Annotated in this window: 21 protein-coding genes and 1 pseudogene; 16 read left to right on the forward strand and 6 right to left on the reverse strand. The window is 65.2% G+C overall.

Features of this window, described 5'->3' with window-relative positions; translation table 11 throughout:
• Positions 1-108 precede the first annotated feature (108 nt).
• The 10 genes and pseudogenes from L6D75_RS20180 to L6D75_RS20220 all read left to right on the forward strand — a co-directional run bounded on the left by L6D75_RS20180 (position 109) and on the right by L6D75_RS20220 (position 11,045).
• On the forward strand, positions 109-726 hold the full coding sequence (locus L6D75_RS20180; RefSeq protein WP_176510854.1) for an acyltransferase: 618 nt from the start codon (positions 109-111) through the stop codon (positions 724-726).
• Positions 719-1,675, forward strand: coding sequence for a glycosyltransferase family 2 protein (locus tag L6D75_RS20185; protein WP_176510853.1), 957 nt, complete (start codon positions 719-721; stop codon positions 1,673-1,675). The genes L6D75_RS20180 and L6D75_RS20185 overlap by 8 nt, the downstream gene beginning before the upstream one ends.
• A 9-nt stretch (positions 1,676-1,684) precedes the next feature.
• Complete coding sequence (locus L6D75_RS20190; RefSeq protein ID WP_176510852.1) at positions 1,685-2,206, forward strand: serine O-acetyltransferase; 522 nt, start codon at positions 1,685-1,687, stop codon at positions 2,204-2,206.
• A 57-nt stretch (positions 2,207-2,263) separates the two neighbouring features.
• Positions 2,264-3,241 (forward strand): glycosyltransferase family 2 protein, encoded by a 978-nt coding sequence (locus L6D75_RS20195; protein WP_176510851.1) that lies wholly within the window; start codon positions 2,264-2,266, stop codon positions 3,239-3,241.
• A gap of 7 nt (positions 3,242-3,248) precedes the next feature.
• Positions 3,249-4,241 (forward strand): annotated as a pseudogene (locus L6D75_RS27350) (VirK/YbjX family protein); the annotation flags it as partial.
• A gap of 642 nt (positions 4,242-4,883) precedes the next feature.
• Positions 4,884-6,239, forward strand: a complete 1,356-nt coding sequence (locus tag L6D75_RS27355) for a glycosyltransferase family 4 protein (protein WP_309296064.1) — start codon at positions 4,884-4,886, stop codon at positions 6,237-6,239.
• A gap of 42 nt (positions 6,240-6,281) precedes the next feature.
• Positions 6,282-7,484, forward strand: a complete 1,203-nt coding sequence (locus L6D75_RS20205; protein WP_176510849.1) for a glycosyltransferase family 4 protein — start codon at positions 6,282-6,284, stop codon at positions 7,482-7,484.
• Entirely contained in the window at positions 7,481-8,674 is a 1,194-nt protein-coding gene (locus tag L6D75_RS20210) for a glycosyltransferase family 2 protein (RefSeq protein ID WP_176510848.1), read from the forward strand. Before L6D75_RS20205 ends, L6D75_RS20210 begins: the two co-directional genes overlap by 4 nt.
• A complete protein-coding gene (locus tag L6D75_RS20215; RefSeq protein WP_176510847.1) occupies positions 8,674-9,465 on the forward strand; it encodes a WecB/TagA/CpsF family glycosyltransferase in 792 nt (263 codons plus the stop codon). Before L6D75_RS20210 ends, L6D75_RS20215 begins: the two co-directional genes overlap by 1 nt.
• Positions 9,466-9,623: 158 nt before the next feature.
• Positions 9,624-11,045 (forward strand): undecaprenyl-phosphate glucose phosphotransferase, encoded by a 1,422-nt coding sequence (locus L6D75_RS20220; protein ID WP_176510846.1) that lies wholly within the window; start codon positions 9,624-9,626, stop codon positions 11,043-11,045.
• Between the two features lie 29 nt (positions 11,046-11,074).
• Here the strand turns inward: L6D75_RS20220 and L6D75_RS20225 are convergent, their stop codons facing one another.
• The gene (locus tag L6D75_RS20225; RefSeq protein WP_176510845.1) at positions 11,075-12,010 is read right to left on the reverse strand and encodes a LysR substrate-binding domain-containing protein; all 936 of its coding nucleotides are present in this window, start codon (positions 12,008-12,010) and stop codon (positions 11,075-11,077) included.
• A gap of 147 nt (positions 12,011-12,157) precedes the next feature.
• On the opposite strand from L6D75_RS20225, the gene L6D75_RS20230 reads away from it, so the two are divergent.
• Positions 12,158-13,534 (forward strand): L-serine ammonia-lyase, encoded by a 1,377-nt coding sequence (locus L6D75_RS20230; RefSeq protein WP_176510844.1) that lies wholly within the window; start codon positions 12,158-12,160, stop codon positions 13,532-13,534.
• Between the two features lie 382 nt (positions 13,535-13,916).
• Here L6D75_RS20230 and L6D75_RS20235 read toward each other — a convergent pair whose 3' ends face one another.
• The 3 genes from L6D75_RS20235 to L6D75_RS20245 form a co-directional block, all read right to left on the reverse strand.
• Positions 13,917-15,212, reverse strand: a complete 1,296-nt coding sequence (locus tag L6D75_RS20235) for an NAD(P)/FAD-dependent oxidoreductase (RefSeq protein ID WP_176510843.1) — start codon at positions 15,210-15,212, stop codon at positions 13,917-13,919.
• 14 nt (positions 15,213-15,226) lie between these two features.
• Positions 15,227-16,318 carry a polyamine ABC transporter substrate-binding protein gene (locus L6D75_RS20240; protein WP_176510842.1) on the reverse strand — a complete coding sequence of 364 codons (1,092 nt, stop codon included), beginning with the start codon at positions 16,316-16,318 and terminating at the stop codon, positions 15,227-15,229.
• 128 nt (positions 16,319-16,446) lie between these two features.
• Entirely contained in the window at positions 16,447-17,805 is a 1,359-nt protein-coding gene (locus L6D75_RS20245) for a glutamine synthetase family protein (protein WP_176510841.1), read from the reverse strand.
• A 150-nt stretch (positions 17,806-17,955) separates the two neighbouring features.
• Here L6D75_RS20245 and L6D75_RS20250 point away from each other — a divergent pair, with 150 nt between their 5' ends.
• Positions 17,956-18,855 (forward strand): helix-turn-helix domain-containing protein, encoded by a 900-nt coding sequence (locus L6D75_RS20250; protein ID WP_176510840.1) that lies wholly within the window; start codon positions 17,956-17,958, stop codon positions 18,853-18,855.
• Between the two features lie 40 nt (positions 18,856-18,895).
• The gene (locus tag L6D75_RS20255; protein ID WP_176510839.1) at positions 18,896-20,803 is read left to right on the forward strand and encodes an AAA family ATPase; all 1,908 of its coding nucleotides are present in this window, start codon (positions 18,896-18,898) and stop codon (positions 20,801-20,803) included.
• A gap of 123 nt (positions 20,804-20,926) precedes the next feature.
• Here the strand turns inward: L6D75_RS20255 and L6D75_RS20260 are convergent, their stop codons facing one another.
• Positions 20,927-22,312, reverse strand: a complete 1,386-nt coding sequence (locus L6D75_RS20260) for an aldehyde dehydrogenase family protein (protein WP_176510838.1) — start codon at positions 22,310-22,312, stop codon at positions 20,927-20,929.
• A gap of 105 nt (positions 22,313-22,417) precedes the next feature.
• Here L6D75_RS20260 and ptrR point away from each other — a divergent pair, with 105 nt between their 5' ends.
• The 3 genes from ptrR to L6D75_RS20275 all read left to right on the forward strand — a co-directional run bounded on the left by ptrR (position 22,418) and on the right by L6D75_RS20275 (position 24,555).
• On the forward strand, positions 22,418-23,284 hold the full coding sequence (gene ptrR, locus L6D75_RS20265; protein ID WP_176510860.1) for a putrescine utilization regulator PtrR: 867 nt from the start codon (positions 22,418-22,420) through the stop codon (positions 23,282-23,284).
• A gap of 61 nt (positions 23,285-23,345) precedes the next feature.
• Complete coding sequence (locus L6D75_RS20270; protein WP_176510837.1) at positions 23,346-23,789, forward strand: carboxypeptidase regulatory-like domain-containing protein; 444 nt, start codon at positions 23,346-23,348, stop codon at positions 23,787-23,789.
• Between the two features lie 244 nt (positions 23,790-24,033).
• On the forward strand, positions 24,034-24,555 hold the full coding sequence (locus tag L6D75_RS20275) for an acyloxyacyl hydrolase (protein WP_176510836.1): 522 nt from the start codon (positions 24,034-24,036) through the stop codon (positions 24,553-24,555).
• Between the two features lie 39 nt (positions 24,556-24,594).
• On the opposite strand, the gene L6D75_RS20280 is transcribed toward L6D75_RS20275, so the two are convergent.
• Positions 24,595-25,485 carry a universal stress protein gene (locus L6D75_RS20280; RefSeq protein WP_176510835.1) on the reverse strand — a complete coding sequence of 297 codons (891 nt, stop codon included), beginning with the start codon at positions 25,483-25,485 and terminating at the stop codon, positions 24,595-24,597.
• Between the last annotated feature and the right edge of the window lie 283 nt (positions 25,486-25,768).

Genomic DNA, 25,768 nt, shown 5'->3' on the forward strand with positions numbered 1-25,768 from the left:
TACAGCGCGGTTGACAAGGGTTGAGTGCGATGCGGTCAGCACCAAGAAGAACGAGACCGGTTCGCCTCAGAGGCAGTCCAGGAAGGGTTTACTAACGAGGCAGACAGCATGTTCGGATGGCTACGGAGCGCCGTGAAACATTACGCCAACTCAACCGGGCGGGGAGGCTCGCTGTACAGGAAACTGTGCAATCCCACACCGTTGCAATGGGGCACCTACCTGGCGCGGTGGGGCAAGTTCCACTCGATCGGCAACAACGTGCACATCAACTGCGGCTGTTGCGTCACCGACCCGACCCTGGTGCGCATCGGCAGCAACGTGGGCCTGTCGGACTGCACCCTGATCGGGCATGACGGCGTGGTGGCACTGATCGAGGTGTGCTACGGCAAGCAGCTCGATTCGGTGGGCTACATTGATATACGAGACAACTGTTTCGTCGGCCACGGCGCCATCATCATGCCGCGCGTGACCATCGGGCCCGACTCGGTGGTTGCCGCCGGTGCCGTGGTCACCAAGGATGTGCCACCGGGCATGGTGGTGGGCGGCAACCCGGCCAAGGTCATCTGCACGACTGCGGCGTTGATCGAGCGGGTGGAGGAGCGGTGCAATTCGTATCCCTGGATAGACCTCGTCAAGCAGCGCAAGGGCGCCTTCGACCCCGCGCTGGAACCGACCTTGGCGGCAGTGAGGCGGCAGTACTTCTTTGGGGACGGCAACAATGGATAGCAAGCCCGTCGATGTGATGGTGGTCAACTTCAACACGGCCTCCTTGCTGCAGCCGATGTTCGACGCGCTGCGCGAGGCGGGCAGCGAGCGCCTGGCCAGTTACCTGGTGGTGGACAACGCCTCGGCCGACGATTCGTTGGCGCGCATGGCCCAGGTCTGCCCCGAGGCGCTGCTGCTGAGCAACCAGAAGAACGTCGGTTTCGGCCGCGCCAACAACCAGCTGCTGGCCCACCTGCAGGGCAAGTACGCGCTGCTGCTCAATACCGATGCCTTCGTTGCCAGCGACTCGCTGGAAAAGACCATCGCCTACATGGACGAGCACCCCGATTGCGGCGTGCTGGGCGTGCGCCTGGAAGGCCGCGAGGGTGACCTGCAGCCGTGCTGCCGCTATTTCCCCACCCCCTTGAACGTGTTCGTTTCGCGCACAGGCCTGGGGCGTTTGTTCCCTGGGCTGAAGATGGTCGACGAGATGAGCTGGGACCATGGCTCGGTGCGCGAATGCGACTGGCTGCCGGGGTGCTTCTACCTGGTGCGCCGCGAGGTGCTGGACAAGGTGGGGCTGTTCGACCCGCGCTACTTCCTCTACTACGAGGAAGTCGACCACTGCAAGCGGGTCAAGGAGGCCGGCTGGAAGGTGGTGTTCTACCCGCATACCACGGTGGTGCACATCGGCGGCGAAAGCTCCAAGTCGGTGGCTGAGCTGGAGGCCGCCAGCCGGCAGATCTCGGCCTACCAGATCGAAAGCGAGCTTTTGTACTTTCGCAAGCATCACGGCGCGGCAGGGCTTGCCCTGCACATGGGCCTGGTCAGCCTGGGCGATCTGCTGCTGGCCCTCAAGGCGCTGCTCAAAGGGCGCGGCTGGCCGGCCATCCGGGCCTGCTGGCTGCACACCCGCGCCACCTGGTCGTTGCTGTTCAAGACTCGCTACGCCACACAGCCAACACGCTAGGAGGGGGCCATGTTCGACAACATCCGCGCGGACTTGCGGGCATACAAGGGCGACTGGGGCGCCCAGGGCTTCTGGGTGATGCTGGTGTACCGCTTCGGCCGCTGGCGCTATGGGGTGCGTCCGGCACTGCTGCGCAAGCTGCTGTCGTTCATCTACAAGGTGTTGTTCAAGTTCGTGCAGATCATCACCGGGGTGGAGTTGCCGTGCGAGGTAGAGGTGGGCCGCAACTTCGTCATCGACCATTTCGGCGGCATCGTCATCAGCGGCTACGCGCGCTTTGGCGACGACTGCAGGATCCGCAACGGCGTGGTGGTGGGGCTGAAGAATGTCAGCGAGCCGACTGCGCCTGTGATCGGCAACAACGTCGATATCGGCGCCGGGGCCAAGCTGCTGGGCAATATCCGCATCGGCGACAACGTGGTGATCGGCTCCAACGCGGTGGTGCTGATCGATGTGCCGGACAACTCGCTGGCGGTGGGGGTGCCGGCCACGGTCAAGGCGCGCAAGCACGAGGCAGTGCAGTACACATGAGCCGGCCCCAGGGGCGGCGGTGATCGGCAAGTGGCGTTCAGGGGTGGCGAGAGGCGCATGGAGACAGGCATCGGAGTGGTGGTGATTGGTCGCAATGAGGGGATGCGCCTGGAGCGCTGCCTGGCCTCGCTGGCCAGCGGCGCGGACCAGGTCGTGTATGTCGACTCCGGTTCCACCGATGGCTCGGTGCAGCGGGCACGCAGCCATGGGGTAGAAGTGCTGGCGCTGGACCTGAGCATCCCGTTCACGGCTGCCCGGGCGCGTAACGAAGGCTTTGCCTGCCTGCTGCAGTTGCGCCCGGAGCTGCGCTACGTGCAGTTCGTCGACGGCGACTGCGAGGTGGTGGCGGGCTGGCTGGGCAGCGCCCAGGCGTTTCTCGACACCCACCCGGACGTGGCGGTGGTGTGCGGGCGGCGGCGCGAGCGCTTTCCCGAGCGCTCGGTGTACAACCTGCTGTGCGACCTGGAGTGGGACACCCCGGTCGGCGACGCCAAGGCCTGTGGTGGCGATGCGCTGATGCGCGTCGATGCCTTCAGGGCGGTGTCCGGCTACCGCCCGGAGCTGATCGCCGGGGAAGAACCGGAGCTGTGCGTGCGCTTGCGCGCCCGTGGCTGGAAAATCTGGCGCCTGGACGCCGAAATGACCTTGCACGATGCCGCCATGACCCGTTTCAGCCAATGGTGGCGGCGCTGCGTGCGCGGCGGCTATGCCTTCGCCGAGGGCACCTACCTGCATGGCTACCCACCCGAGCGCCACTGGCGGCGTGAGTCGCTGCGCGCCTGGCTGTGGGGGCTGGGCATCCCGCTGGTGACGCTGCTGCTCTGGGCGCTGCTGGGGGGCTGGGGCTTGCTGCTGCTGGCGATCTACCCGCTGCAGGCCCTGCGCCTGACCCGCCGCGGTGGCCGCACGCTGCGCGAGAACGGCTTGCAGGCGGTGTTCCTGGTGCTCGCCAAGTTCCCTGAAATGGTCGGGCAGGTGAAGTTCCTGTTCGACAGGTTGACCGCCAGCAAATCGGCTTTGATCGAGTACAAGTGAGATGACCATGAACCTCGTTTCACTCGCCAGGACCCTGCCAGCGGTACACCCCGGCCTGTCGCCGCGGGCGCTGAAGAACCGCCTCGCACTGAGCCTGCTGATGGTCCGCCAATGGCCCCAGCTCGGCACCTTCGTGCAGCGCATGAACACGGCGCTGGGCGCCGAAGGCTGGGCGGCGCTGGGTGACGACAGCATCGGCATCCTGCAATGGCCCTATATCAGCAAGGGCTGGGATGCACCGCAGCGGCTGGCGGTGGTGGCCTCGCACTACGAGCTGGTGGCCAAGCAATTTCCCTCCTTGTTGCTGCTCGGGCGTGACGCGCAGCGAACCCTCGCCGACCTGTCGAGCTACTCCCCCGGCTGCACCCTGGTGCTGGACCGGCCGATCTGGTTCAAGCGCGAAGGCGAGCTGGTGCTCAACCTGTTCCAGGGCGACTTGCGCGTGGCATCGCTGGCTTTCAGCCTGTGCCAGGCCGATGGCCAGCTGTGCCTGTTGATCGGCGCGGTGCAGGGCATCCACAAGGGCATCGACAGCGAGACGTCGCTGAACATCTACCGCGACCTGACCAAGGATTTCGAAGGCCTGCGCCCACGCAGCCTGCTGATCGAAGCCATCAAGTGCCTTGCCCGGCTGCTGGGCGCCACGCAGATCCACGCCGTCAGCGATGCCTACCGGCATCACCGGCACCCTTATTTCGGCGCCGACACCGGCCGCGAACTGGCCGCCAACTACGACGCCATCTGGCTGGAGCATGGCGGCGAAACCCTCGAGCGCGAAGGCTTCTTCAGCCTGCCCCTGGCTGCGGCCGAGCGCTCGGCAGAAGACATCGCGCCGAAGAAACGCGCCATGTACCGGCGCCGCTATGCGCTGCTGGACGACCTGTTCGGCCAGCTCGAAGCCGCGGTGCCCGACCACGAAGTGGCGCAGCAGCTCAACCTGCACCGCCAACGCCTGGGCAGCGCCCTGGCGGCGCAGCAGGCCAGCGTTGGCAGCACGCCACCTGGCATGCGTGCCCGCCTGGCAGGCCTGCTGCGGCAGATCACCACCGAGCCGCGGGCCGACCAGCGCTTCATTGCCTACCTGCGCAAGGCCGGTTTGTACCCGACGTTGAAAAAGGCCGTGCGCGAACTGCTCAGGCAGGGGCCGTCGCTGCTGTGGAAACCCGCCGACAGCAAGCGCAAGAGCCTGCCGCTGGGCGACCCCAGCGTGCCGGCCAGCGAACTCTTCCCGCGTGAGCTGCTGCTGGTCTGCGAAGGCGAACTGGCCCAGCCGCCCAGCGGCCGCCCGGCGTGGCTGCAGCAGGCACTGCAAAGCCTTGGCTACCGCTGCCAGGTGCTCGACTGGCGCGACGCCGCAGCCTGCAACAATGCCCTGCAGACCGCCTCGGTGGTGATCTTCCATCGCCTGCCGGCCACGGCCGAGATGCTGCAGCTGGTGGAGGAGGCCAGGCGGCTGAAGGTGAGCACGCTCTGGGATGTCGATGCGCTGATCTTCGACCCCCAAGCCTATCGGCAGCACAACGACTTGAGCGTCTTCAACGAGGAAACGGTCAACCAGCTGCTGGCGGCGGTCAGCCTGTTCCAGCAGGCGCTGCTGGCCTGCGACCACGCCATCGCGGCAACGCCGGCACTGGCCAAGGCCATGCTGGACCTGGGCGCGGGGCACGTCACGCTGGTGGAGTGGGACAACAGCGCCCATGCCCTCAACAGCGAACAGCTCGGCCACCTGTTCCCCCAGTTGCCGCGCGACCGCAACCGGCGGGTACTGTCGGCCAACATCTTCTTCGCCCCGCGCAGCTTCGGCGGCGCCACGGTGGTGGCCGAACAGATGGCGCGCCTGATGGTGGCGACCACCACCTTCCAGCAGTTCATCTTCACCTCGCTGCCCGAAACCGACGCCGAGCCCTACAGCCTGTACCGCTACGAGGCGCATGGCGCCGCGGTGATCGGCATGGGCCTGCCCGACGAGCGCAGCGCCCGCGAAGACTTCGAAAACCCCGACACTTTACCCATGTTCGACACCGTGCTCGAACGGGTGGCCCCGGACCTGGTGCACATGCACTCGATCCAGGGGCTGGGCGCGCTCTTGGCCGACAGCTGCCGGCGCGCGGGCCTGCCGTTCGTGGTGACCCTGCACGATTGCTGGTGGATCTGCGGGCGCCAGTTCATGATCGACAAACACGGCAAGTACTGCGGGCAAACCACCATCCGCGCCGAGGTCTGCGCCCGCTGTGTGGACGACCCGGCGCTGAATGTGTATCGCCAGCAGTTCCTGGCCAGCACGCTGAACCAGGCCGACCTGCTGCTGGCGCCCAGCCACTTTGCCCGCAACCTGTACATCGCCAACGGCTTCGATGCGGCGAAGATCCGCGTCAACCGCAACGGCATCCTGCCGCCGGCCGCCGACTACCAGCGCCACCCGGGCAAGGCCATCCGCTTCGGCTTCGTCGGCGGCAACGCGACCATCAAGGGGATCGACGTGATCACCCGCGCCTTCGCCGCCCTGCAGCGTTCGGACTACGAGCTCAAGGTGGTCGACAACCTCCTGCACCTGGGCTTTCGCTCGTTGAACCGGCACAGCATCAAGATCCCGGGCACGGTCAGCATCGTGCCGGGCTACACCCAGGCCAACATGGACGAGTTCTTCGCCGGTATCGATGTGCTGCTGTTCCCCACCCAGTCGAAGGAAACCTTTGGCCTGGCCGTGCGCGAGGCGCTGGTGCGCGACGTGTGGGTGATCAGCACCCATGCCGGCGGCACCGTGGAAGACATCGTCGACGGGGTGAACGGCACGCTGATCCCGCTCAGCGCGGACGAAAAGTACCTGCGCCAGGCGCTGACCGAGATCCTCGAGCAGCCCGAGCGCTATCGCCAGCACCGCAACGCCTTCAAGCAAGGCATCACCTTGTGCAGCGACCAGGCCCTGGAGCTGCAGGCCATGTACGACGATGTGCTCAAGGCGAGTACCCCGGCTGCCGGGTTGTGCCCGCAGCAGTGAGCGCCCTGGTCATCACACACGCAGGTAGAGATCTGGATTTCTATGCGCATTGCCTATTTCATCAATCAGTACCCGAAAGTCAGCCATAGCTTCATACGCCGCGAGATCCTGGCGCTGGAGCGCCAGGGCGTGGTGATCCAGCGCATTGCCCTGCGCGGCTGGGACGGCGAGTTGCAGGACGCCGAGGACCTGGCCGAGCGCGACAAGACCCAGTACGTGCTGCAGGCAGGCCTCAAGGGCTTGCTCAAGCCGCTGTGGCAGGTGCTGCGCGCCGAACCTCGGCGCTTTGCCGCAGCCTTGCGGCTGAGCCTGCGCCTGGGCCTGCGGGGGGACCGGCCGCTGCCGTATCACCTGGTCTACCTGGCCGAGGCGTGCTGCGTGGTGCAGTGGCTGCAGGCCTTTGGCGCCGAGCATGTGCACGCGCACTTCGGCACCAACTCCGCCGAAGTGGTGATGCTGGCCAATGCCCTGGGCGGGCCACCCTACAGCTTCACCGTGCACGGGCCGGAAGAGTTCGACAAACCGCAGTTTCTGCACATGGGCGAGAAGGTCAGGCGCTCGGCCTTCGTCGCTGCGGTCAGCTCCTATGGGCGCAGCCAACTGTATCGCTGGGTGGCGCATGAGCACTGGGCCAAGGTCAAGGTGGTGCATTGTGGCCTGGAGCCTGCTTTTCACCAGGTGGCGCCGGTGCCGGCGCCGGCTGCACCGCGCCTGGTGTGCGTGGGCCGGCTGTGCGAGCAGAAGGGCCAGCTGTTGCTGCTGCAGGCAGCGCAGCAATTGGCCGGGCAGGGCATCGACTTCGAACTGGTGCTGGCCGGCGACGGCGAAATGCGTGCGCAGATCGAAACCTTGATCGCCCGCTACGGGCTACAGGCCCAGGTGCGTATCACTGGCTGGATCAGCAGCGCCCAGGTGCGCGATGAAATCCTCGCTGCCCGCGCCCTGGTGCTGCCGAGCTTCGCCGAAGGCTTGCCGGTGGTGATCATGGAGGCCATGGCCTTGCGCCGGCCGGTGTTGACCACCTTTGTCGCAGGCATCCCCGAGCTGGTGCGCCCGGGCGAGAACGGCTGGCTGTTCCCGGCGGGCGCTGTGGACGAGCTGGCTGGCGCCATGGCTGATTGCCTGGCGCAACCGGCCGAGGTGTTGCAGCGCATGGGCGAGGCGGCGCGCCAGCGGGTGCTGGAGCGCCATGACATCGATCGCGAAGCGGCCAAGCTGGCCCATCACTTCAAGGCATTGGCATGATCACGCTTATCAGCTGGCTGTTGGGCGCGGTGGCGCTGTTGATCCTGTTGCCGGTGACGGTGCTGTTCGCCCAGGTGCTGCTGGCCTGCCTGCCGCCACGGGCGCAGGCGCAGGCCTCGGCGGCCGGGCCACGGCCTCGGGTGGCGGTGCTGGTGCCAGCGCACAACGAGGCATCGGGCATCGTGGCGACGGTGCAGGGCATCCACCGCCAGTTGCTGGAAGGTGACCGCCTGCTGGTGGTGGCCGACAACTGCGACGACCAGACTGCCGCCCTGGCCCGCGGTGCCGGCGCAGAGGTGGTCGAGCGCCAGCATGGGCAACTGCGCGGCAAAGGCTACGCCCTGGATTGCGGCGTGCGCCACCTGGCCGCAGCGCCGCCGGACGTGGTGGTGGTCATCGATGCCGACTGCCAGGTGAGCCCAGGCTCGATCGAGCACTTGGCGCAGCGTTGCATCGCGGCCGCAGGCCCGGTCCAGGGCCTGGACCTGATGTGCGCGCCGCCGGGGGCCGGGTTGAAGATCCTCATTGCCGAGTTCGCCTGGCGCGTGAAGAACCTGGTGCGCCCGCTGGGCTGGGCGCGTGCGGGTTTGCCTTGCCAGTTGATGGGCACGGGTATGGCCATTGGCTGGCAGGACATCGCCGCTGCCAACCTGGCCACCGGGCACCTGGTCGAAGACCTGAAGCTGGGCCTGGACTTCTGCCGGGCCGGCAAACCGCCGCTGTTCTGCCCGCAGGCGCGCGTCACCAGCCTGTTCCCGACCAGCCAGGAAGGCCTCAGCGGCCAGCGCACCCGCTGGGAGCACGGGCACCTGGGCGTGCTGCTGGCCGATGGGCCGAAACTGGTTGCCAGCGCCCTGGCCAAGGGCAACTGGCCGTTGCTGGCCATGAGCCTGGACCTGATGGTGCCGCCGCTGGCGCTGCTGACCTTGGCCCTGGTGGGCCTGTTCGTGGTGTCCTGGCTGGTGTTCCTGCTGCTGGGCGTACTGCTGCCGGCGGTGCTGGCGACGCTCGCCCTGTTGATGCTGGGCAGCGCGGTGTTGCTGGCCTGGAGCCGCTTCTCCCGCGAGGTGATTCCGTTTTCGGTGCTGATCTACGCGCCGCTCTACGCCTTAAAGAAGATCCCGCTGTACCTGGGCTTCCTGATCAAGCGCCAGGTCGAGTGGGTGCGTTCGAAACGGGATGACGGCTGATGAGCACTTCGAACTGGCAAGGCCGCTGGCAAGCGCTGACCGAGCGCATGCAGCGCGTGGCCGACCGGGCGGACCAACAGCGTGTGCTGCACGCCCTGGCCACGCCCGAGCGGGCGACGGTGCTGGGCTTCGTCAATGCCCATGCGCTGAACCTGGTGACCCGCGATGCTGGCTTCCACCAGGCGCTGATGGCCGCTGACGTGCTGCTGCGCGATGGCTCCGGTGTGGCCATCCTGTATCGCCGCCTGGGCCTTGAGCCTGGCTTGAACATGAACGGCACCGACTTCATCCCCCAGCTGTTGATGGCCTACCAGGGCCGCCGGGTGGCCTTGTGGGGCACTCGGGAGCCGGCGTTGAGCGCCGCGGCCGCGCGATGCCAGGCGGCGTTCGGCGTCACGCCGGTCTCCTTGCACGATGGTTTTGCCGACACCGATACCTACCTTGAGCTGACGCGCAGCGTGCAGCCGGAGCTGATCATCCTGGGCATGGGCATGCCCAAGCAGGAAGCGCTCGCTGCCCGCCTGTCGGACACTGCCGGGCCGTGCCTGATCGTCTGCGGCGGGGCGATCCTGGATTTCCTGGGTGGCAAGGTCGAGCGCGCGCCGCATTGGCTGCGCCGGCTGGGCGGGGAGTGGATATTCCGACTAATGAAAGAGCCGAAGCGCCTGTTCATGCGCTATGTTGTCGGTAACCCGATGTTTATTTGGCGCACATTGAAGTTTGCTGCGTGGCGCGCAAAATGCGTCAATGTTTCGTCACCGCAGCCGCGGCAGAAAACGGATCCTAAATGATTTGTCACGGCATGATGGCCGGATACTGCTACAGTGATATCAAAGACACATTGCCTGAATAATCATGTACATATTAAGGAAGATGTAAAAGTTTAATGGATGAAATGTACTGATGGCGTGAAAAGTACCTGCTGCGCCTAATAAGATGAGGCCTGAGAATGGTTTTCGAACCCAGAAGCAGTCGTTCCTTGCTCCAGCGCAGAAGCAGCGTGAGCAACGCCATCCAGGCGGGCCTCGACGGCATCGCCGTGACCGGCGTGGCGTGGTACTTGATCTACGACCAGATCGGCTACATCACCTCCGACTACGTGATCATGCTGTTGCTGCTGATTGGCGCATTGGCGGTGATCTACGACCATTACGCCATCTACCGCACCAATGTCGGCTTGTCGATCAAGGCCTTCCGGCTGTTCAAGGCGTGGTCGGCGACCTTCTGCTTCCTGGTGGTGCTGGCGTTTCTGACCAAGCAGAGCGAGACCTACTCGCGGCTGCTGGTGGGGCAGCTGTTTGTGATCGGCTACGTGGTGCAGTTGTTTCTGCACTATGCGGTGCGCGAGGTGCAAAAGCGCTTTACCGCCCATGCGCGGCTGGACAACGCGCTGATCATCGGCAATGGCGACCTGGCCAACTTTCTTTATCAGAAAATCAGCAACAACCCGTGGTTTGGCGAACGGGTAATGGGCTGCGTGTTGCTTGACGGTACTATCGAGCCGGTCAGGGAAAGTGTCGATGGCAAACAGCGCCTGCCGGTACTTGGGCATATCGACAAGTTGGATGAACTGGTCGCGCAACATGCAATAAGAACGGTGTATCTGGTGACCCCGTTGGGCGGTTCGGAAGTTATCAACGAAGTGTATTTGAAGTTGCTCGACAAGTGCATTGCGGTGAACTGGGTGCCCGACATCTTCTCCCTTCGCTTGATCAACCACAGCGTGCGGGAAATTGCCGGTATTCCCGTACTGACCCTGTCGGAGACGCCGCTGACCGGCATGAGCCTGTTCCTCAAGAACCTCGAAGACCGGGTGCTGGCAGCGCTGATCCTGTTGTGTGCCTCACCGGTACTGCTGGCCGTGGCCCTGGCGATCAAACTGGACAGCCCGGGGCCGGTGTTCTTCCGCCAGGAACGCACAGGCTGGACCGGCGAATCGTTCCGTATCTGGAAGTTTCGCAGCATGCATGTTCACCAACCCGAGCAGGGGGTGGTGAAACAGGCGCAGAAGAATGACCCGCGGCTGACCCGGATTGGCGCCTTCATCCGCCGCACCAGCCTGGATGAACTGCCGCAACTGTTCAATGTGCTGACCGGCGAGATGTCCCTGGTCGGGCCACGCCCACATGCCTTGCAACATGACTCGTTGTATTCCCAGGACATCGTCGACTACTTCGCCCGCCACAACATCAAGCCGGGCATGACCGGCCTTGCCCAAGTGCGCGGGTTCCGCGGGGAAACCCGCGATATCGAGCAGATGATCCAGCGGGTCGACTCGGACATCGAGTACATCAACAACTGGTCGCTGTGGTTGGACTTCGTGATCCTGGTGCGCACGCTCAACGCGTTCACCGGCAAGCAGGCGTACTGACGGGCAGGCGCGGGTTTTCAGCCGAGGTGTCAGCTTAACGGGTGCAACGCCCGGAACCCGCGCGCTTCCTCCACCAGCCAGTCATGCACCGCCCGCGCCCCCGGCTGGTTCAGGCCGCCTGGCGGGTAATGCACCACATAGCGCTTGAAGTTGGCGATCGGCACGCCGAACGGCACGATCAACGCCCCGCGCTCCAGTTCGTCATTGAGCAGGGTGCGCCGGGCAATGGCCACGCCAATGCCGGCGATCGCCGCCTCGATGGTCAGGTGGTTGCGGTTGAAGGTGTGGCCGCGGCGCACATCCAGCCCGCCAGCGCCGATGCCCTCCAGGTAGAACTCCCATTCCGCGTATTCCGAGCTGCCGCGCCAGGCGGTGATGTCGTGCAGCAGCGGGTAATGCACCAGGTCTGCCGGGCCGTGCAGCGGCGGGCGGCCGCGCAGCAGGGCAGGCGAGCACACCGGGAAGATCTGCTCGTCCAGCAGCGGCGTCGAGAGCATGCCCGGGTAGCTGCCGTCGTTGAGGTCGATGGCCAGGTCGAAGTCGCCCGGGTGCAGGGCCTGGGCGCTGTCCTCGGCCACCAGGCGCAGTTCGATGTCCGGGTAGCGCTGCTGAAAGCGCGGCAGGCGCGGCGTCAGCCATTTGGCCAGGAACGAGGGGATCGAGCGCAGGCGCAAGGTGCCACGAATCTCCCCGGCATCCAGGCGTAGCAGTTCGGCCTCGATGCTGCCATAGGCTTCGGCCACGGTCTGCGCCAGGCGCTGCCCTTCGGCGCTCAGCTCCACCCCGCGCGCCCGGCGCAGGAACAGCCGATAGCCCAGGCGTTCTTCGAGCTGGCGCATCTGCTGGCTGACTGCGCCGGGGGTGATGTGCAGTTCTTCGGCGCAGCGGGTGAACGACAGGTGCCGCGCCGCGCAGCTGAAAACATGCAGCCAGACGAACATCTGGCCATTAAATTGCCGCCGCATCGTTTAGTACCGCTAAAGGCTTGCTTAGGAAGTTTCGTTGGTCATCCGTGGATGAGCCCGGCAGTATCGCGCAAATCTGCAGCACCGTTCAATTTTCCCAACGAGCCGTGTCGCGGTGCACATGCACCGGCGCGGTCAGGCATTAGCATGGCTATCAGTGTTTTCGACCTTTTCAAGATTGGCATCGGCCCTTCCAGTTCCCACACCGTCGGCCCGATGCGCGCCGCCGCCACCTTTGCCCAGGCGCTGCGCGAGCAGGGCCTGCTGGCCCAGGTAACGCGCATCGAGGTGCGCCTGTATGGCTCGCTGTCGGCCACCGGCATCGGTCACGCCACCGACCGCGCCTGCCTGCTCGGGCTGATGGGCCAGTGGCCCGACCGCATCGACCCGGCGACCATCGACTCGCGCATCGGCCAGGTGCTGCAGGAGCAGTGCCTGATGCTCGACGCCAGCCAGCCGCTGGCGTTCGACTACGCCCGCGACATGCTGCTGCTGGACGAAAGCCTGCCTTATCACCCCAATGCCATGACCCTGGTCGCCGAAGGCGGGCAGGGCGTGCTGCTGCGCCAGACCTACTACTCGGTGGGCGGGGGCTTTATCGTCGAACAGCAGCAAATCGATGCGCCAGTAAGCGACCAGGGTGCGGTCAGCCTGCCTTATGAATTCTCCAGCGCCGCCGAACTGCTGGCCTTGTGCAAGGCCCATGGCCTGAGCGTCAGCCAGTTGATGCTGGCCAACGAATGCGCCTGGCGCCCTGAAAGCGACGTGCGCGAAGGCTTGCTGCGCATCTGGGCGGCGATGCGCGAGTGCGTCGACAACGGCCTGCGCCACGACGGCGTGCTGCCGGGCGGGCTCAACGTCAAGCGCCGCGCCGCGCGCCTGCACCGCAGTCTGCAGGAAGTGGTGAAGCCAAACGTGATTGGCTCGACCTTCAGCGCCATGGAGTGGGTCAACCTGTTCGCCCTGGCCGTCAACGAAGAGAACGCCGCAGGCGGGCGCATGGTCACCGCGCCGACCAATGGCGCCGCCGGCATCATCCCGGCGGTGTTGCACTACTACATGAAGTTCAACCCCGGCGCCTGTGACGACGACGTGGTGGCCTTTTTGCTCGCGGCCGCCTCGGTGGGCATCCTGTGCAAGAAGAACGCCTCGATTTCCGGTGCCGAAGTGGGCTGCCAGGGCGAAGTCGGCTCGGCCTGCTCGATGGCCGCCGCGGGCCTGGCCGAAGTGCTGGGCGCCACGCCGCCGCAGTTGGAGAATGCCGCCGAAATTGCCCTGGAGCACAACCTGGGGCTGACCTGCGACCCGGTCGGTGGCTTGGTCCAGGTGCCGTGCATCGAGCGCAATGCGATTGCTGCGGTCAAGGCGATCAATGCGGTGCAGATGGCCCTGCGCGGCGATGGCGAGCATTTCATCTCGCTGGACCGGGTGATCCGCACCATGCGTGATACGGGGGCGGATATGCATGCCAACTACAAGGAGACCTCGCGGGGTGGGTTGGCTGTGGCGTTTGTCGAGTGCTGAGGTTAGGCGCCTACAACACTTGAAGTTGTTTCGAGGATAATTCTATTAATGAATGTGAATCAGGTAGTTAGCGTTTAAATTTAAAGCTGATTATGCTTGGGTGTGAGGGTGGGTTTGAGATCGCGCGCCGCCCGCGCGGCGCATCGCGAATGAATCCGCTCCTACATTTGTTGCAACGTGCCACGGTCTGCCAGGCCATGGTTGTCCGCTTTTGGCGCCCGCCGAGATATTGCGTCCTACCCGAAAGGCTGACAACTATGGCCTATCAGGCATAGGTACGTTGCAACAAATGTAGGAGCGGATTCATCCGCGATGCGCCGCGCGGGCGGCGCGCGATCTCACCTACACCACCGCCCCCAACCCGAGCACCCCAGAACAACCTTCACCCCAACGCCTCGCGCAACCGATACCACAACATCCCCAACGCCAGCAGCGGCGAGCGCAACGCCTTGCCGCCCGGGAAGGTCAGGTGCGGCACGGCGCTGAACACGTCCAGCCCGTGGCTGTGGCCCAACGCGATGCCTTCTGCCAGCAACTTCGCCGTCCAGTGCGTCACGTTCAGCCCGTGCCCGGAATAGCCCTGGGCATAGTAGACGTTCGGGTGCTGGCTCAGCCTGCCCACCTGCGGGAAGCGGTTGGCGGTGATGCCGATCATGCCGCCCCACTGGTAGTCGATGCGCACCTCGGCCAGCTGCGGGAACACCTTCAGCACCTTGGGCCGCATGTACGCCGCGATGTCCTTGGGGTCGCGCCCTGAATAGTGGCAGGCGCCACCGAACAGCAAGCGGCGGTCGGCGGTCAGGCGGTAGTAGTCCAGGCCGACCTTCTGGTCGCACAGGGCCATGTTCTGCGGGATCAGCGTGCTGGCCAGGGCCTCGGGCAGCGGCTCGGTCGCCACCACGTAGCTGCCGGCTGGCAGCACCTTGCCGCTCAGCCGCGGCTCCAGTTCATCCAGGTGGGCGTTGCAGCCCAGTACCAGGCTGCGCGCACGCACTTTGCCGCGGGCGGTGTGCAGGGTCACCGTCGGGCCGTGCTCGATGCGCAGCACCGGGCTCTGCTCGAAGATGCGCACCCCCAGGCCATGGGCGGCACGTGCTTCGCCCTGGACCAGGTCGAGCGGGTGCAGGTGGCCCGAGCCCATGTCGATCAGGCCGCCGGCATACTGGTCGCTGGCGACCACCTCGTGCATGCGCGCCGCCGGCACCAGGTTTGTCTGGTGCTGGTAGCCGAGGGCGGCGAGGTCCTCCTGCTCCTCCTTGAAGGCGGCGAACTGGGCAGGCGTGTTGGCCAGTTCGCAAAAGCCCCAGCGCAGGTCGCAGTCGATGCCATAACGCGCGATGCGGCTGGCCACCAGGGCCACCGAATCGATGCCGGCGTGCTTGAGGTAGCGCACGCCGTCCTGGCCGACGTAGCGGGCAAAGCCGCTGACGTCGTGGCCGATGCCGCGAATCAGCTGGCCGCCGTTGCGCCCGCTGGCGCCCCAGCCGATGCGCCGGCCTTCGAGCAGGACCACCGAGAGGCCCTGCTCAGCCAGCTCCAGGGCGGTGTTGACCCCCGTCAGGCCGCCGCCGACCACGCACACGTCGGCCGTCAGTTCGCCGTCGAGGCTGGGGTAGGGCGCCGTGTTGCGCGCCGTGGCGGCGTAGTACGACGCAGTGTGTTGGGTATCGAAAGGCATGGCGCGTTCTCGGCTCAGCGGTTGGACTTGATCTTGCTCCAGGAGCGGGTCATCACCCGCATGATCTGCGGGCTCGGCGTGCTGGAGATGTACAGCTTGTCGAGTACCGCCTGGGTCGGGTAGATCTCGGGGTTGTCGACCAGCGCCGGGTCCATGAAGGCTTTGGCGTCGGGGTTGGCGTTGGCATAGCCGACGGTGGCGCTGACCTTGGCGATCACCTCTGGTTGAAGCAGGTAGTTGATGAAGGCCAGGGCTTGTTCAGGGTTTTGCGCATCCTTGGGGATGGCCAGCAGGTCGAACCACAGGTTGCTGCCTTCCTTGGGGATGCTGTAGGCGATTTTCACGCCGTTCTTGGCTTCGATCGCCCGGTTGGCGGCCTGGAACACGTCGCCGGAGTAGCCGAAGGCCACGCAGATATCCCCGTTGGCCAGGTCGGACACGTACTTGGAGGAGTGGAAGTAGGTGATGTAGGGGCGCAGTTCGAGCAGGCGCGCCTCGGCCTTGGCGTAGTCGGCGGTCTTCTCGCTGCGCGGGTCCATGCCCAGGTAGTTGAGCATCGCCGGGAACAGCTCGTCCGGCGAGTCCATGAAGGCCACGCCGCATTGCTTGAGCTTCTTCAGGTTCTCGGGTTCGAACAGCACCGCCCAGGAGTCGATATGGTCGATACCCAGCGCGGCCTTGACCTTGTCGACGTTGTAGCCGATGCCGTTGGTGCCCCACAGGTAAGGCACGGCGTACTGGTTGCCGGGGTCATTCTGCTCGAGCTGCTGCAGCAGTTTGGGGTCCAGGTGCTTCCAGTTCGGCAGCTTGCTGCGGTCCAGCGGCAGGAAGGCGCCGGCCTGGGCCTGGCGGGCGAGGAAGTGGTTGGAAGGCACCACCACGTCATAGCCGGTGCGGCCGGCGAGCAATTTGCCTTCCAGGGTTTCGTTGGAGTCGAACACGTCATAGACCACCTTGATCCCGCTGCTGGCCTGGAAGTCGGCCAGCGTCGTGTCGCCGATGTAGTCGGTCCAGTTGTACACGCTGACGCTGGGCTGGGCCTGGGCGGCGGCCGCGCCGAAGAGCAGGGTGAATGCGGCGGGAATCAGGGTTTGCAGATGACGCATGTGTACACCTCGTTGGTCTTGTTCTTTTGAATGCGGTGTGTTGGGGCTGCCTTGCAGCCCATCGCTGGCAAGCCAGCTCCCACAGGTACAGCGCAGGGCCCTGTGGGAGCCGGCTTGCCGGCGATGCGTTACACGCTGAGCAGCAGGAATTCACGCTCCCAGGAACTGATCACGCGCTTGAAGTTTTCATGCTCGGCGCGCTTGACCGCCACGTAGCCCTGGACGAACTGCTTGCCCAGGTACTGCTGCACGGTTTCGCAGTCTTCCATGTGCTGCAGGGCGTCCTCGATGGTGATCGGCAGGCGCAGGTTGCGCCGCTCGTAGGCGCGGCCCTGCACCGGTGCGCTCGGGTCGATCTTCTCGACCATGCCCAGGTAGCCGCACAGCAGGCTCGCGGCGATCGCCAGGTAAGGGTTGGCATCGGCGCCCGGCAGGCGGTTTTCCACGCGCATCGCATCGGGGCTGGAGGTCGGCACGCGCAGGCCGGCGGTGCGGTTTTCCTCGCCCCACTCGACGTTGACCGGGGCCGAGGTGTCCGGCAGGAAGCGGCGGAACGAGTTGACGTTCGGCGCGAACATCGGCAGCAGCTTGGGGATGTACTTCTGCAGGCCGCCGATGTGGTGCAGGAACAGCTCGCTCATGCTGCCATCTTCATTGGCGAACACCGGCTTGCCGGTGGCGATGTCGACCACGCTCTGGTGCAGGTGCATGGCACTGCCCGGCTCGTCGGTGATCGGCTTGGCCATGAAGGTGGCGGCCACGTTGTGCTTGAGCGCCGCCTCGCGCATGGTGCGCTTGAACACGGTGATCTGGTCGGCAAGGTCCAGTGCGTCGCCGTGGCGGAAGTTGATCTCCATCTGCGCCGGGCCGTCTTCGTGGATCAGCGTGTCCAGGTCCAGGCCTTGCAGTTCGCACCAGTCGTAGACGTCCTCGAACAGCGGGTCGAATTCGTTGGCGGCATCGATGGAGAACGACTGGCGCCCGCTTTCGGCGCGGCCGGAGCGGCCCATGGGCACCTGCAGGGGCAGGTCCGGGTCTTCGCAGCGCTGGGTCAGGTAGAACTCCATCTCCGGCGCGACGATCGGCTGCCAGCCTTTGTCGGCGTAGAGCTTGAGCACTTTCTTCAAGACGTTGCGCGGCGACAGCTCGATCGGGTTGCCCTGCTTGTCGAAGGTGTCGTGGATGACGATGGCGGTCGGCTCGATCGCCCACGGGATCTGGTACACCGCAGTTGGGTCGGGGCGGCAGACCATGTCGATGTCGGCAGCGTCGAGCAGGCTGTAGTAGATGTCATCGTCGACATAGTCGCCGGTGACGGTCTGCAGCAGCACGCTTTCAGGCAGGCGCATGCCACGCTCGTGGAGGAATTTGGCGGTCGGTGCGATCTTGCCGCGGGCGATGCCGGTCAGGTCGCTGATCACGCATTCGACTTCGGTGATCCGGTGCTCTTTCAGCCAGGTGGACAGCTGATCGAAGGGGGCGTTCATACAGACCTCTTGGTTGGGTTTTTGTGGCACTTGCGTGAAGGAACCTTCCCACACGGCGTGCTGGCGACTATCTTGGTCGCAGCCCCCACGGGCCATCTATCCACTTTATTCGGCAATGAATGCACCAAAAGAGTGCAAATAGGACCAAGCGTGAACACGCCCAATGCCTTGCAAGTCCAAGCGTTCAACACCACCGATGTCACCGAGCTGGTGCGCGCCACCCCCGGCTGGCAGCAGCAGTACCGGCAGATGTCGCCGGGCCACTTCAGCGGCCAGCTGCGCTGCCTGGGGCTCGATGGCGTGGAGGTGTACGAAGAGCGCCTGAACACCCGCGTCGAGCAGTTCTTCCGGGCGCCCAGCGGCGCCTTGGCGTTCTGCTTCGACCGCAGCGAAAACAGCCTGTACCTGCTCAATGAGCAGAGCCGCAATATCTGGATCACGCCGGAGAACTACCAGGAAGTGGCGGTGGTGTTCGACCAGGCCTTCCTGGCCCGCCATGGCCTCGACCCGCAGCGCCTCGAAGGCTTGTTCATGGTGCCGCTGGGCAGCGGCCAGAATGCGCTGTTCGGCAGCTGGCTCAGTGCCACCCTGACGCGCCTGGGCGAAGCCGATTGCCCGCTCGAAGGCCAGGCGCTGGCCGAGCAGCTGCTGGAAGACTGCCTGTTCATTCTCGACAATGCCTGCCAGCGCCTGCAGGGCGGCGCCCTGGGGCGGCGCGGGGTGGAGCGGGGGATCATGCAGCGGGTCAGCGAATGGGCGGCGGACTGCCCGGAAGAAACCCTCAACCTGGTGGAGCTGGCGGCGGTGGCCGGGGTTTCCCTGCGCCAGCTGCAGGAAGCCTTCAAGGCCTTTACCGGCATGCCGCCGGCGCAATGGCTGCGCTTGCGCCGCCTGAACGGTGCGCGGCGTGACCTGCTGCGCGGCGGCGAGATGACCGTGGCAGAGGTCGCCATGCGTTGGTCGTTCTGGCATTTGGGAAGGTTTTCAGAGAGTTACAGGCAGTTGTTCAAGGAGTTGCCGAGCGAGACCCTCAAGCGCAGCCGGGCCTGAAACCTGCTATCGTGCCCGGCAGTTATTACCCGAGGTTTCGATGTTCTACCTGCCTTTGCCCAGCGACCAGGCCGACCGCCTCGCCAGCGAACCTACCGACTTCTTCCACACCGCCAGCCTCTTCGAGGCTGCTGCGGTGCTGTTCGTGCAGAACCTGCCACGCCAACCCGCCAGCCTTTCGGCCGACGTCCAGGAGCGGCGTTTTGCAGAAATCGTGCGGATCGCCAACGAAGTCGAGGCGGCAGCGCCGGGCCGCTTCCAGGGCCAGGTGGCGCAGCATTTCGACCGCGAAGCCTTTGCCATGGGCCTGGGGATGCTGGGCGAGAATGGCGTCGGGCTGGTGTCGCCAGAAGTCGACTACCCAGCTGACGAGTGGCAGGACGGCGAAGGCCAGTGGAACTTCCAGTTCGCCGACAGCTACCGCCAGCGGGTGACGCCGCTGCACCCGGTGCATTTGCCAGGCCTGGGCAGTGACCTGCGCCTGAGCGACCAGCAGAACCGCCTGCTGCGCGAGTTCCTCTCCGGCGTGGACGAATCGGTGGCGGTGCAGGGCTTCGCCGGCACCGGCAAGACGTTCCTGATTCAGCAATTCACTCGCCTGCTCGACCCGCAGCGCACCTTGCTGCTGGCCCTGACCGAGGGCCAGTTGCGCGCGTTGCAGGCGCGGGTGAAGGATGCCGCAGCGTACACGGCGATGACCTTCGGCCAACTGGCCGACGAAATCCTCAACCGCGACCTGACCAGCAACGGCTGGCGCCTGCGCGATCCATACCGCACCAAGCTTTCCTGGCGCCCTCAGGAAGCGCAGGTGGTGAAATGGCTGGCGATCCCCGACATCGGCCCCCTGGCGGCCCGCGATGTGGTGGCCCTGTGCATCAAGGCCGTGCGCAGTTTCTGCCGCAGCGGCGACAGCCAGTTGCAGCTGCACCACCTGCCCTGGGCCGGCCCCGGCACCACGCCGCTGGACCAGCAAGTGCTGCTGGAAAAGGCCCGGCTGTACTGGCAGGAGCTGACCCGCCCCTCGGCGCGGGAAATCCAGCTGCCGGTGCGCGATTACCACCGGGTCAAGCTGCTGTCGCTGACCGCCGAGGTGATCGACAGCCGCTACACCCACGTCATCGTCGACGAAGCCCACGAGCTGTCTGCGCCGATGCTTGCCGTGCTCGATCGCAGCCCGCAATCGATCATCGCCCTGGGTGACGAGCTGCAGAACCTCAATGGCCTGAGCCCACACCATGGCGGCTTCATTCGCCAACGCTACATCGACCATTCGCTGCGCGCCGGGCCGGCCATGGACGGTGTGCTCAACCCGCTGATCCAGGCACACCCGGCAGCCATCCAGGCGGCCTTCAGCGGCAGCGCCGAGCACTACACCCGGGTCAGCTTCTTCGATGCGGTAGCCGTGCCCGAGCAGCCCACGGCGCTGATCGTCGACGACGAGTGGGGGCTGTTCGGCTGGTTCCAGCGCCTGACGCACCAGGGTGTGCCGTTCGTGCTGCTGCAGAGTGCGCGCAAGGACTTCGAGCTGTTCGTCGAGGATTGCATCGAGCTGTACCGCTACGGCACCCGGCCGCGCCACCCGATGCTGTTCCGCTACCCCAGCTGGCAGGCGCTGGAGCAGGACAAGGGCGATGACAAGGCATTTGTCGCGGTGGCCAACATGCTGCGCAAGGGCTACACGCCCGAGCACTTTGCCAAGGCCAAGAGCCGCTACCGCTGGGACAAGGCGCCGAAGCTGTTCCTGGGCCGCGTGCGCGATGTGAAGAACATGGAATTTGCCCGGGTGATGGTGTCGCCGGAGTTGATGGTTGCGCCGGCCACGGCGGGCAATCGCAATGAACGGGCGCGGCTGCTGGCGGGGTTGTATACCGCGTGTTCGCGGGCGCGGCATGAACTGATCGTGCCGGGGGGGATGCTGGACTGGGTCAAGGACCAGGTTCGCGATTGAGATCTTTGGGGGCCGCTTCGCGGCCCTTTCGCGACACAAGGCCGCTCCTACAGGTATTACGCAATCCTCTGTAGGAGCGGCCTTGTGTCGCGAAAGGGCTGCCTAGCAGCCCCAAAGTACAACTCAGTTACGATCCAGCCACACGGTCTGGGCATTGGTGAACTCACGCACACCAAAGTGCGACAGCTCGCGCCCAAAACCACTCTTCTTCACGCCGCCAAACGCCACGCGGGGGTCGGACGCGCAGTAGCCGTTGATGAACACGCCACCGGTATCCAGCGCTGCCGTCATGCGCTCGGCCAGGGCATAGTCGGCGGTGTAGATGGTCGAGGCCAGGCCGAACTCGCTGTCGTTGGCCAGCTCCACGGCGTGGTCGGCATCACGGGCGCTGATGATCGCCGCCACCGGGCCGAACAGCTCCTGCTTGAACGCGGTCATCTGCGGGGTCACGTTGGCGAACACGGTCGGTGCGTAGAAGTTGCCCACGCCCTCGAGCTTGTTGCCGCCCAGCAGCAGGGTAGCGCCTTCGGCAAGGGTCGCCTGGACCTGGCCGTCGAGCTCGTCACGCAGGTCGTAGCGGGCCATCGGGCCGATGTAGGTGTCGTCTTCCAGCGGGTTGCCGATTTTCAGCTGGCGGGTGGCTTCGACGAACTTGTGCGTGAACGCCTCGACGATGCTTTCTTCGACGATCAGGCGCTTGGCGGCGGCGCAGACCTGGCCGGTGTTCTGGTAACGGCCGATCACGGCGGCCTTGACCGCAGCGTCCAGGTCGGCGTCAGCCAGCACGATGAACGGGTCGGAGCCGCCCAGCTCGAGCACGCACTTCTTCAACGCGGCGCCAGCCTGGGCACCGATGGCCATGCCGGCGCGCACGCTGCCGGTCAGGGTCACGGCGGCGATGCGCGGGTCGTTGATGGCGCGGGTGACGCCTTCGGGGGTCACGTTGAGCACTTCGAACACGCCTTCCGGCACGCCGGCATCCTTGAACAGCTCACCCAAAAGGTAAGCACTGCCCATCACGTTCGGGGCGTGCTTGAGCACGTAGGTGTTGCCGGCCAGGATCGCCGGTACCGCGCCGCGCAGCACCTGCCAGACCGGGAAGTTCCACGGCATCACGGCCAGGATCGGGCCCAGCGGGCGGTATTCGATGCGGGCCTTTTCCACCTGGGTCGGTTCGGCGGCGAGCATCGCCGGGCCGTGCTCGGCGTACCAGCGGCACAGGCCCACGCACTTGCTCACTTCACCGCGCGCCTGGCTGACCGGCTTGCCGATTTCGTGGCTGATCATCTGCGCGAAGGCCTCGGCCTTGGCTTCCAGGGTGCTGGCCAGGGCGAGCAGGTATTCGCTGCGCTGACCCAGCGACACCTGGCGCCACTGGCGGTAGCCGAGCTTGGCACGTTGCAATGCCGCTTCCAGTGCGGCATCGGTGTCGAAGGGGTAGCTGCCGATCTGTTCGCCGGTGAAGGGGTCGACGGAGATGGCGTGGGTCAGGCTGCTGATGGCGCTCATGGCGGGGCACTCGTTGTTGTTGATCAGTGGGGCCAGACTAGTGGGCTATGGCTTTAATGAAAACTGAATAATAATGAGCGAAACATTCACGTTTGGAGAATGACTGTGGACCTGGTGCAACTCGAGATCTTCAAGGCCGTGGCCGAGCAGGGCAGCATCAGCGCCGCCGCCCAGCACATCCATCGGGTGCCGTCGAACCTGACCACGCGCATCAAGCAGCTGGAAGAAGACCTCGGCGTCGAGCTGTTCATCCGCGAAAAAAGCCGCCTGCGCCTGTCGCCGGCGGGCTGGAATTTCCTCGAATACACCCGGCGCATTCTCGACCTGGTACACGAGGCGCGGCTGACCGTGGCCGGCGAAGACCCGCAGGGCACCTTCGCCCTGGGCTCGCTGGAGAGCACCGCGGCGGTGCGCATCCCGGCCTTGCTGGCGGCGTACAACCAGCGTTACCCCAAGGTCGACCTCGACCTCTCCACCGGGCCGTCGGGGACCATGCTCGAAGGCGTGCTGTCCGGGCGCCTGGTGGCGGCGTTCGTCGATGGCCCGGTGCTGCACCCCACCCTCGAAGGCATGCCGGTGTTCGAAGAGGAGATGGTCATCATCTCGCCTCTCAACCACGCCCCGGTGCGCGGCGCCCAGGACGTCAATGGCGCGAGCATCTACGCCTTTCGCGCCAACTGCTCCTACCGCCACCACTTCGAGAACTGGTTCGTCCAGGACCAGGCCGTGCCGGGCAAGATCCATGAAATGGAGTCGTACCACGGCATGCTCGCCTGCGTCAGCGCAGGCGCGGGCCTGGCCATGCTGCCGCGCAGCATGCTCGACAACATGCCCGGCTGCAGCACGGTCAGCGCCTGGCCGATGTCGGAAGATTTCCGCTACCTCAAGACCTGGCTGGTGTGGCGCCGAGGCACCGTCTCGCGCAGCCTGAGCATGTTCGTGAAATTGCTCGAGGAGCGCCGCGCCGCGTGAACCTGGCCACAGGCCAGGCATCCAATATCAGGTAAGCCATCTCCACAAGGAGGAGCTGACCATGCGTAACCATCCCCATGCCCTGGGCGCTGCACTGCTGCTGGCTTTGGCAATGCCCTGGACCCTCGCCGCCGCCGCGGACCTCAATGCCCCCATCAACATGCAAGCCGTGCAACTGCAGCCGCAGGAGCAGAACGGCATTCGCTACCTGGAAGGCGGTATTGGCCAGGATGAAGCCAACGCCCTGCGCAAGACGCCGGGCTATGACCTGCACGTGGAACTGTCGGCTGGGCCCAGCGGTCAGTTCGAAAGTGGCGCTGCAGTGGATATCCAGAACGCCCAAGGCAAGTCGCTGCTGAGCGTGCAGGACGCCGGCCCCTTGCTCTACGTACAGTTGCCGCCGGGCCAGTACAAAGTGGTAGGGCAGGCGGGCGGCACCACGGTGCAGCAGCATGTGACCGTGAGCGGCAAGGCGCCGGCCACGGTAAGCCTGAACTGGCGTTAATGGAGGAAAGTTGCCGTGGAGTACGTCTGTACTCCACGGCTGCGAACGGACGCTTGAATACGCTCAAGACAAGGCGCTGCAAGAGAAATTAGCCATTAGTGGCAATTCACTTTCAACTTTCTGATTATCTGGACAATAATCAGAAAAGTATTACCTCTTGTGACCGATTGGATGCATCGGTCACAAAAAAGTCGAGGGGCCCAAGCCCCCACAAGCCCGTGTTGACCATCAGGAGAAGTCATCGATGAAAACCCGTCTAGCCGCTTCGCTGGCTGTAGCCGTATTGGCCCTCGCCGGGGCCAACCTGGCCCAGGCTGCGCAGATCTCCGGAGCCGTAGGCGCCACCAGCCAGGGCGACATGACCTACCGTATCGGCATGTCGTTCGACTGGGACAAGAAATGGATGCAAAGCAGCACCGGTTTCGTCTCCGGCTACTGGGATGCGGCCTACACCTATTGGGAAGGCGGCGACGCCAGCGGCGCCCACTCGCTGTCGTTCAGCCCGGTATTCACCTACGAGTTCAGCGGCTTCACCTACACCCCCTACATCGAAGCGGGCATTGGCCTGGCGGCCTTCTCCAAGACCGACGTCGGCGACCAGCGCCTGGGTTCGTCGGTCAACTTCGAAGACCGTATCGGTTTCGGCCTGAAGCTGCCGGGCGAGCAGAAGGTCGGCATCCGTGCCATGCACTATTCCAACGCTGGCATCAAGCAGCCGAACGACGGCATCGAGTCGTACTCGCTGTTCTACAGCAAGGGCTTCTGACCCGCACGGGGCCGCCTCGCGGCCCCAGCCTTGCGCGGCTCAGCGCGTCGCTTTCAACGCCAGCACATTGCACAACGGATGTTCCAGCACGTGGGCGGTGGTGCCCCCGAGGAACGTCTGCATGGCGTCGTGCCGGTGGCTGCCCATCACGATCACATCCATGCGGCTGTGGCTGACGAACTGGGCGATCGCCCGTATCGCCGTACCCTCCAGAAAATGCCGGCGCTCCAGCGGGACCTGGTGATGGTCGCCCAGGCGGTTGAACGCCGCGCGCTGGGCCGTGCGCACGCTGCCCTCGAAGCCCGGCATGGTGACCGTGCCGGCGCCAAAGTCGGCAATGTGGGTCTTGGCCGCATCGCACACGTGCAGCAGGTGCAGTTCGCCATTGCACTGCAAGGCCAGGGCATGGGCGCAGTGGATCACCTGTTCGTCCAGGTGCTCGCCGCTGCCATGGCTATTGAGGTCGACCGCCGCGGCGATCTGCCGGGGGAGGGGTAGGCGGATGTCGCTGACCAGGTGCACGGCCACCGGGCTGTCCTTGAGCAGCTGCCAGTCCAGTGGCGTCACCAATAGGCGCTTGAGCACCGGCTCGTGCTGCACATCCTTGACCAGCAGATCGCAGCCCAGCTGTTCCATGCGTTCGAGCGCGCTGCCCAGCGGGTCGCGGGTGAGCAGCAATTCGGTGGACACATCGAGCCCGGCATTGCCCAGCTGCTCGGCCTGGTCGGCCAGCCACTGGCGGTTGTCGGCCAGCAGCCGCTCGCGCTCACGGCCGTCGCTCATCAGGCCAAAGGTGTCGACATCGTCGACGAACACGTTGATATCCAGCAGTGCGCCGTTGGATTCGGCCAACGCCGCGGCGCGTTGCAGCGCCGGCGTGTGGCGCATCTGCGGGCCGAGCATGACCAACAAACGCTTGAACTGGCTCATCGCACACCTCCTCGTGTGGGCAGCCCCCCGGTTCATGCCATGTCATCTGGTCTGTACAGTCTAGCCCCGGTTGCGCCCGGCAAAACCTTTCGCGCTTTTTCCCCCGGGCGCTGGTATCATCGCGCCACTCTTTGGGGAGTAGCCTGCCTTCGCGCCCTGCGAAAGCGCTCTGGTCAACATATTTGGCAACCTGCCATGGCCAGCGCATCCACCCGGATTGGCGAGACCAACGACCTTCCTGCAGCCAAGCCGGGCCTGCAGGTCGTCTGTCGTTGACTCGTTG

The sequence above is a fragment of the Pseudomonas faucium genome (genome assembly GCF_021602585.1).
Taxonomy (GTDB): Bacteria; Pseudomonadota; Gammaproteobacteria; order Pseudomonadales; family Pseudomonadaceae; genus Aquipseudomonas; species Aquipseudomonas faucium.

What these genes read in the sequence shown, in the direction of transcription:
- L6D75_RS20260 (WP_176510838.1), bottom strand. Translation starts at nt 22,312, where the DNA reads ATGAGCGCCATCAGCAGCCTGACCCACGCCATCTCCGTCGACCCCTTC.
- L6D75_RS20195 (WP_176510851.1), top strand. Translation starts at nt 2,264, where the DNA reads ATGGAGACAGGCATCGGAGTGGTGGTGATTGGTCGCAATGAGGGGATG.
- L6D75_RS20210 (WP_176510848.1), top strand. Translation starts at nt 7,481, where the DNA reads ATGATCACGCTTATCAGCTGGCTGTTGGGCGCGGTGGCGCTGTTGATC.
- L6D75_RS20235 (WP_176510843.1), bottom strand. Translation starts at nt 15,212, where the DNA reads ATGCCTTTCGATACCCAACACACTGCGTCGTACTACGCCGCCACGGCG.
- L6D75_RS20205 (WP_176510849.1), top strand. Translation starts at nt 6,282, where the DNA reads ATGCGCATTGCCTATTTCATCAATCAGTACCCGAAAGTCAGCCATAGC.
- L6D75_RS20225 (WP_176510845.1), bottom strand. Translation starts at nt 12,010, where the DNA reads ATGCGGCGGCAATTTAATGGCCAGATGTTCGTCTGGCTGCATGTTTTC.
- L6D75_RS20270 (WP_176510837.1), top strand. Translation starts at nt 23,346, where the DNA reads ATGCGTAACCATCCCCATGCCCTGGGCGCTGCACTGCTGCTGGCTTTG.
- L6D75_RS20275 (WP_176510836.1), top strand. Translation starts at nt 24,034, where the DNA reads ATGAAAACCCGTCTAGCCGCTTCGCTGGCTGTAGCCGTATTGGCCCTC.
- L6D75_RS20280 (WP_176510835.1), bottom strand. Translation starts at nt 25,485, where the DNA reads ATGAGCCAGTTCAAGCGTTTGTTGGTCATGCTCGGCCCGCAGATGCGC.
- L6D75_RS20240 (WP_176510842.1), bottom strand. Translation starts at nt 16,318, where the DNA reads ATGCGTCATCTGCAAACCCTGATTCCCGCCGCATTCACCCTGCTCTTC.
- L6D75_RS20185 (WP_176510853.1), top strand. Translation starts at nt 719, where the DNA reads ATGGATAGCAAGCCCGTCGATGTGATGGTGGTCAACTTCAACACGGCC.
- L6D75_RS27355 (WP_309296064.1), top strand. Translation starts at nt 4,884, where the DNA reads ATGCTGGACCTGGGCGCGGGGCACGTCACGCTGGTGGAGTGGGACAAC.
- L6D75_RS20190 (WP_176510852.1), top strand. Translation starts at nt 1,685, where the DNA reads ATGTTCGACAACATCCGCGCGGACTTGCGGGCATACAAGGGCGACTGG.
- L6D75_RS20230 (WP_176510844.1), top strand. Translation starts at nt 12,158, where the DNA reads ATGGCTATCAGTGTTTTCGACCTTTTCAAGATTGGCATCGGCCCTTCC.
- L6D75_RS20180 (WP_176510854.1), top strand. Translation starts at nt 109, where the DNA reads ATGTTCGGATGGCTACGGAGCGCCGTGAAACATTACGCCAACTCAACC.
- L6D75_RS20220 (WP_176510846.1), top strand. Translation starts at nt 9,624, where the DNA reads ATGGTTTTCGAACCCAGAAGCAGTCGTTCCTTGCTCCAGCGCAGAAGC.
- L6D75_RS20255 (WP_176510839.1), top strand. Translation starts at nt 18,896, where the DNA reads ATGTTCTACCTGCCTTTGCCCAGCGACCAGGCCGACCGCCTCGCCAGC.
- L6D75_RS20215 (WP_176510847.1), top strand. Translation starts at nt 8,674, where the DNA reads ATGAGCACTTCGAACTGGCAAGGCCGCTGGCAAGCGCTGACCGAGCGC.
- L6D75_RS20245 (WP_176510841.1), bottom strand. Translation starts at nt 17,805, where the DNA reads ATGAACGCCCCCTTCGATCAGCTGTCCACCTGGCTGAAAGAGCACCGG.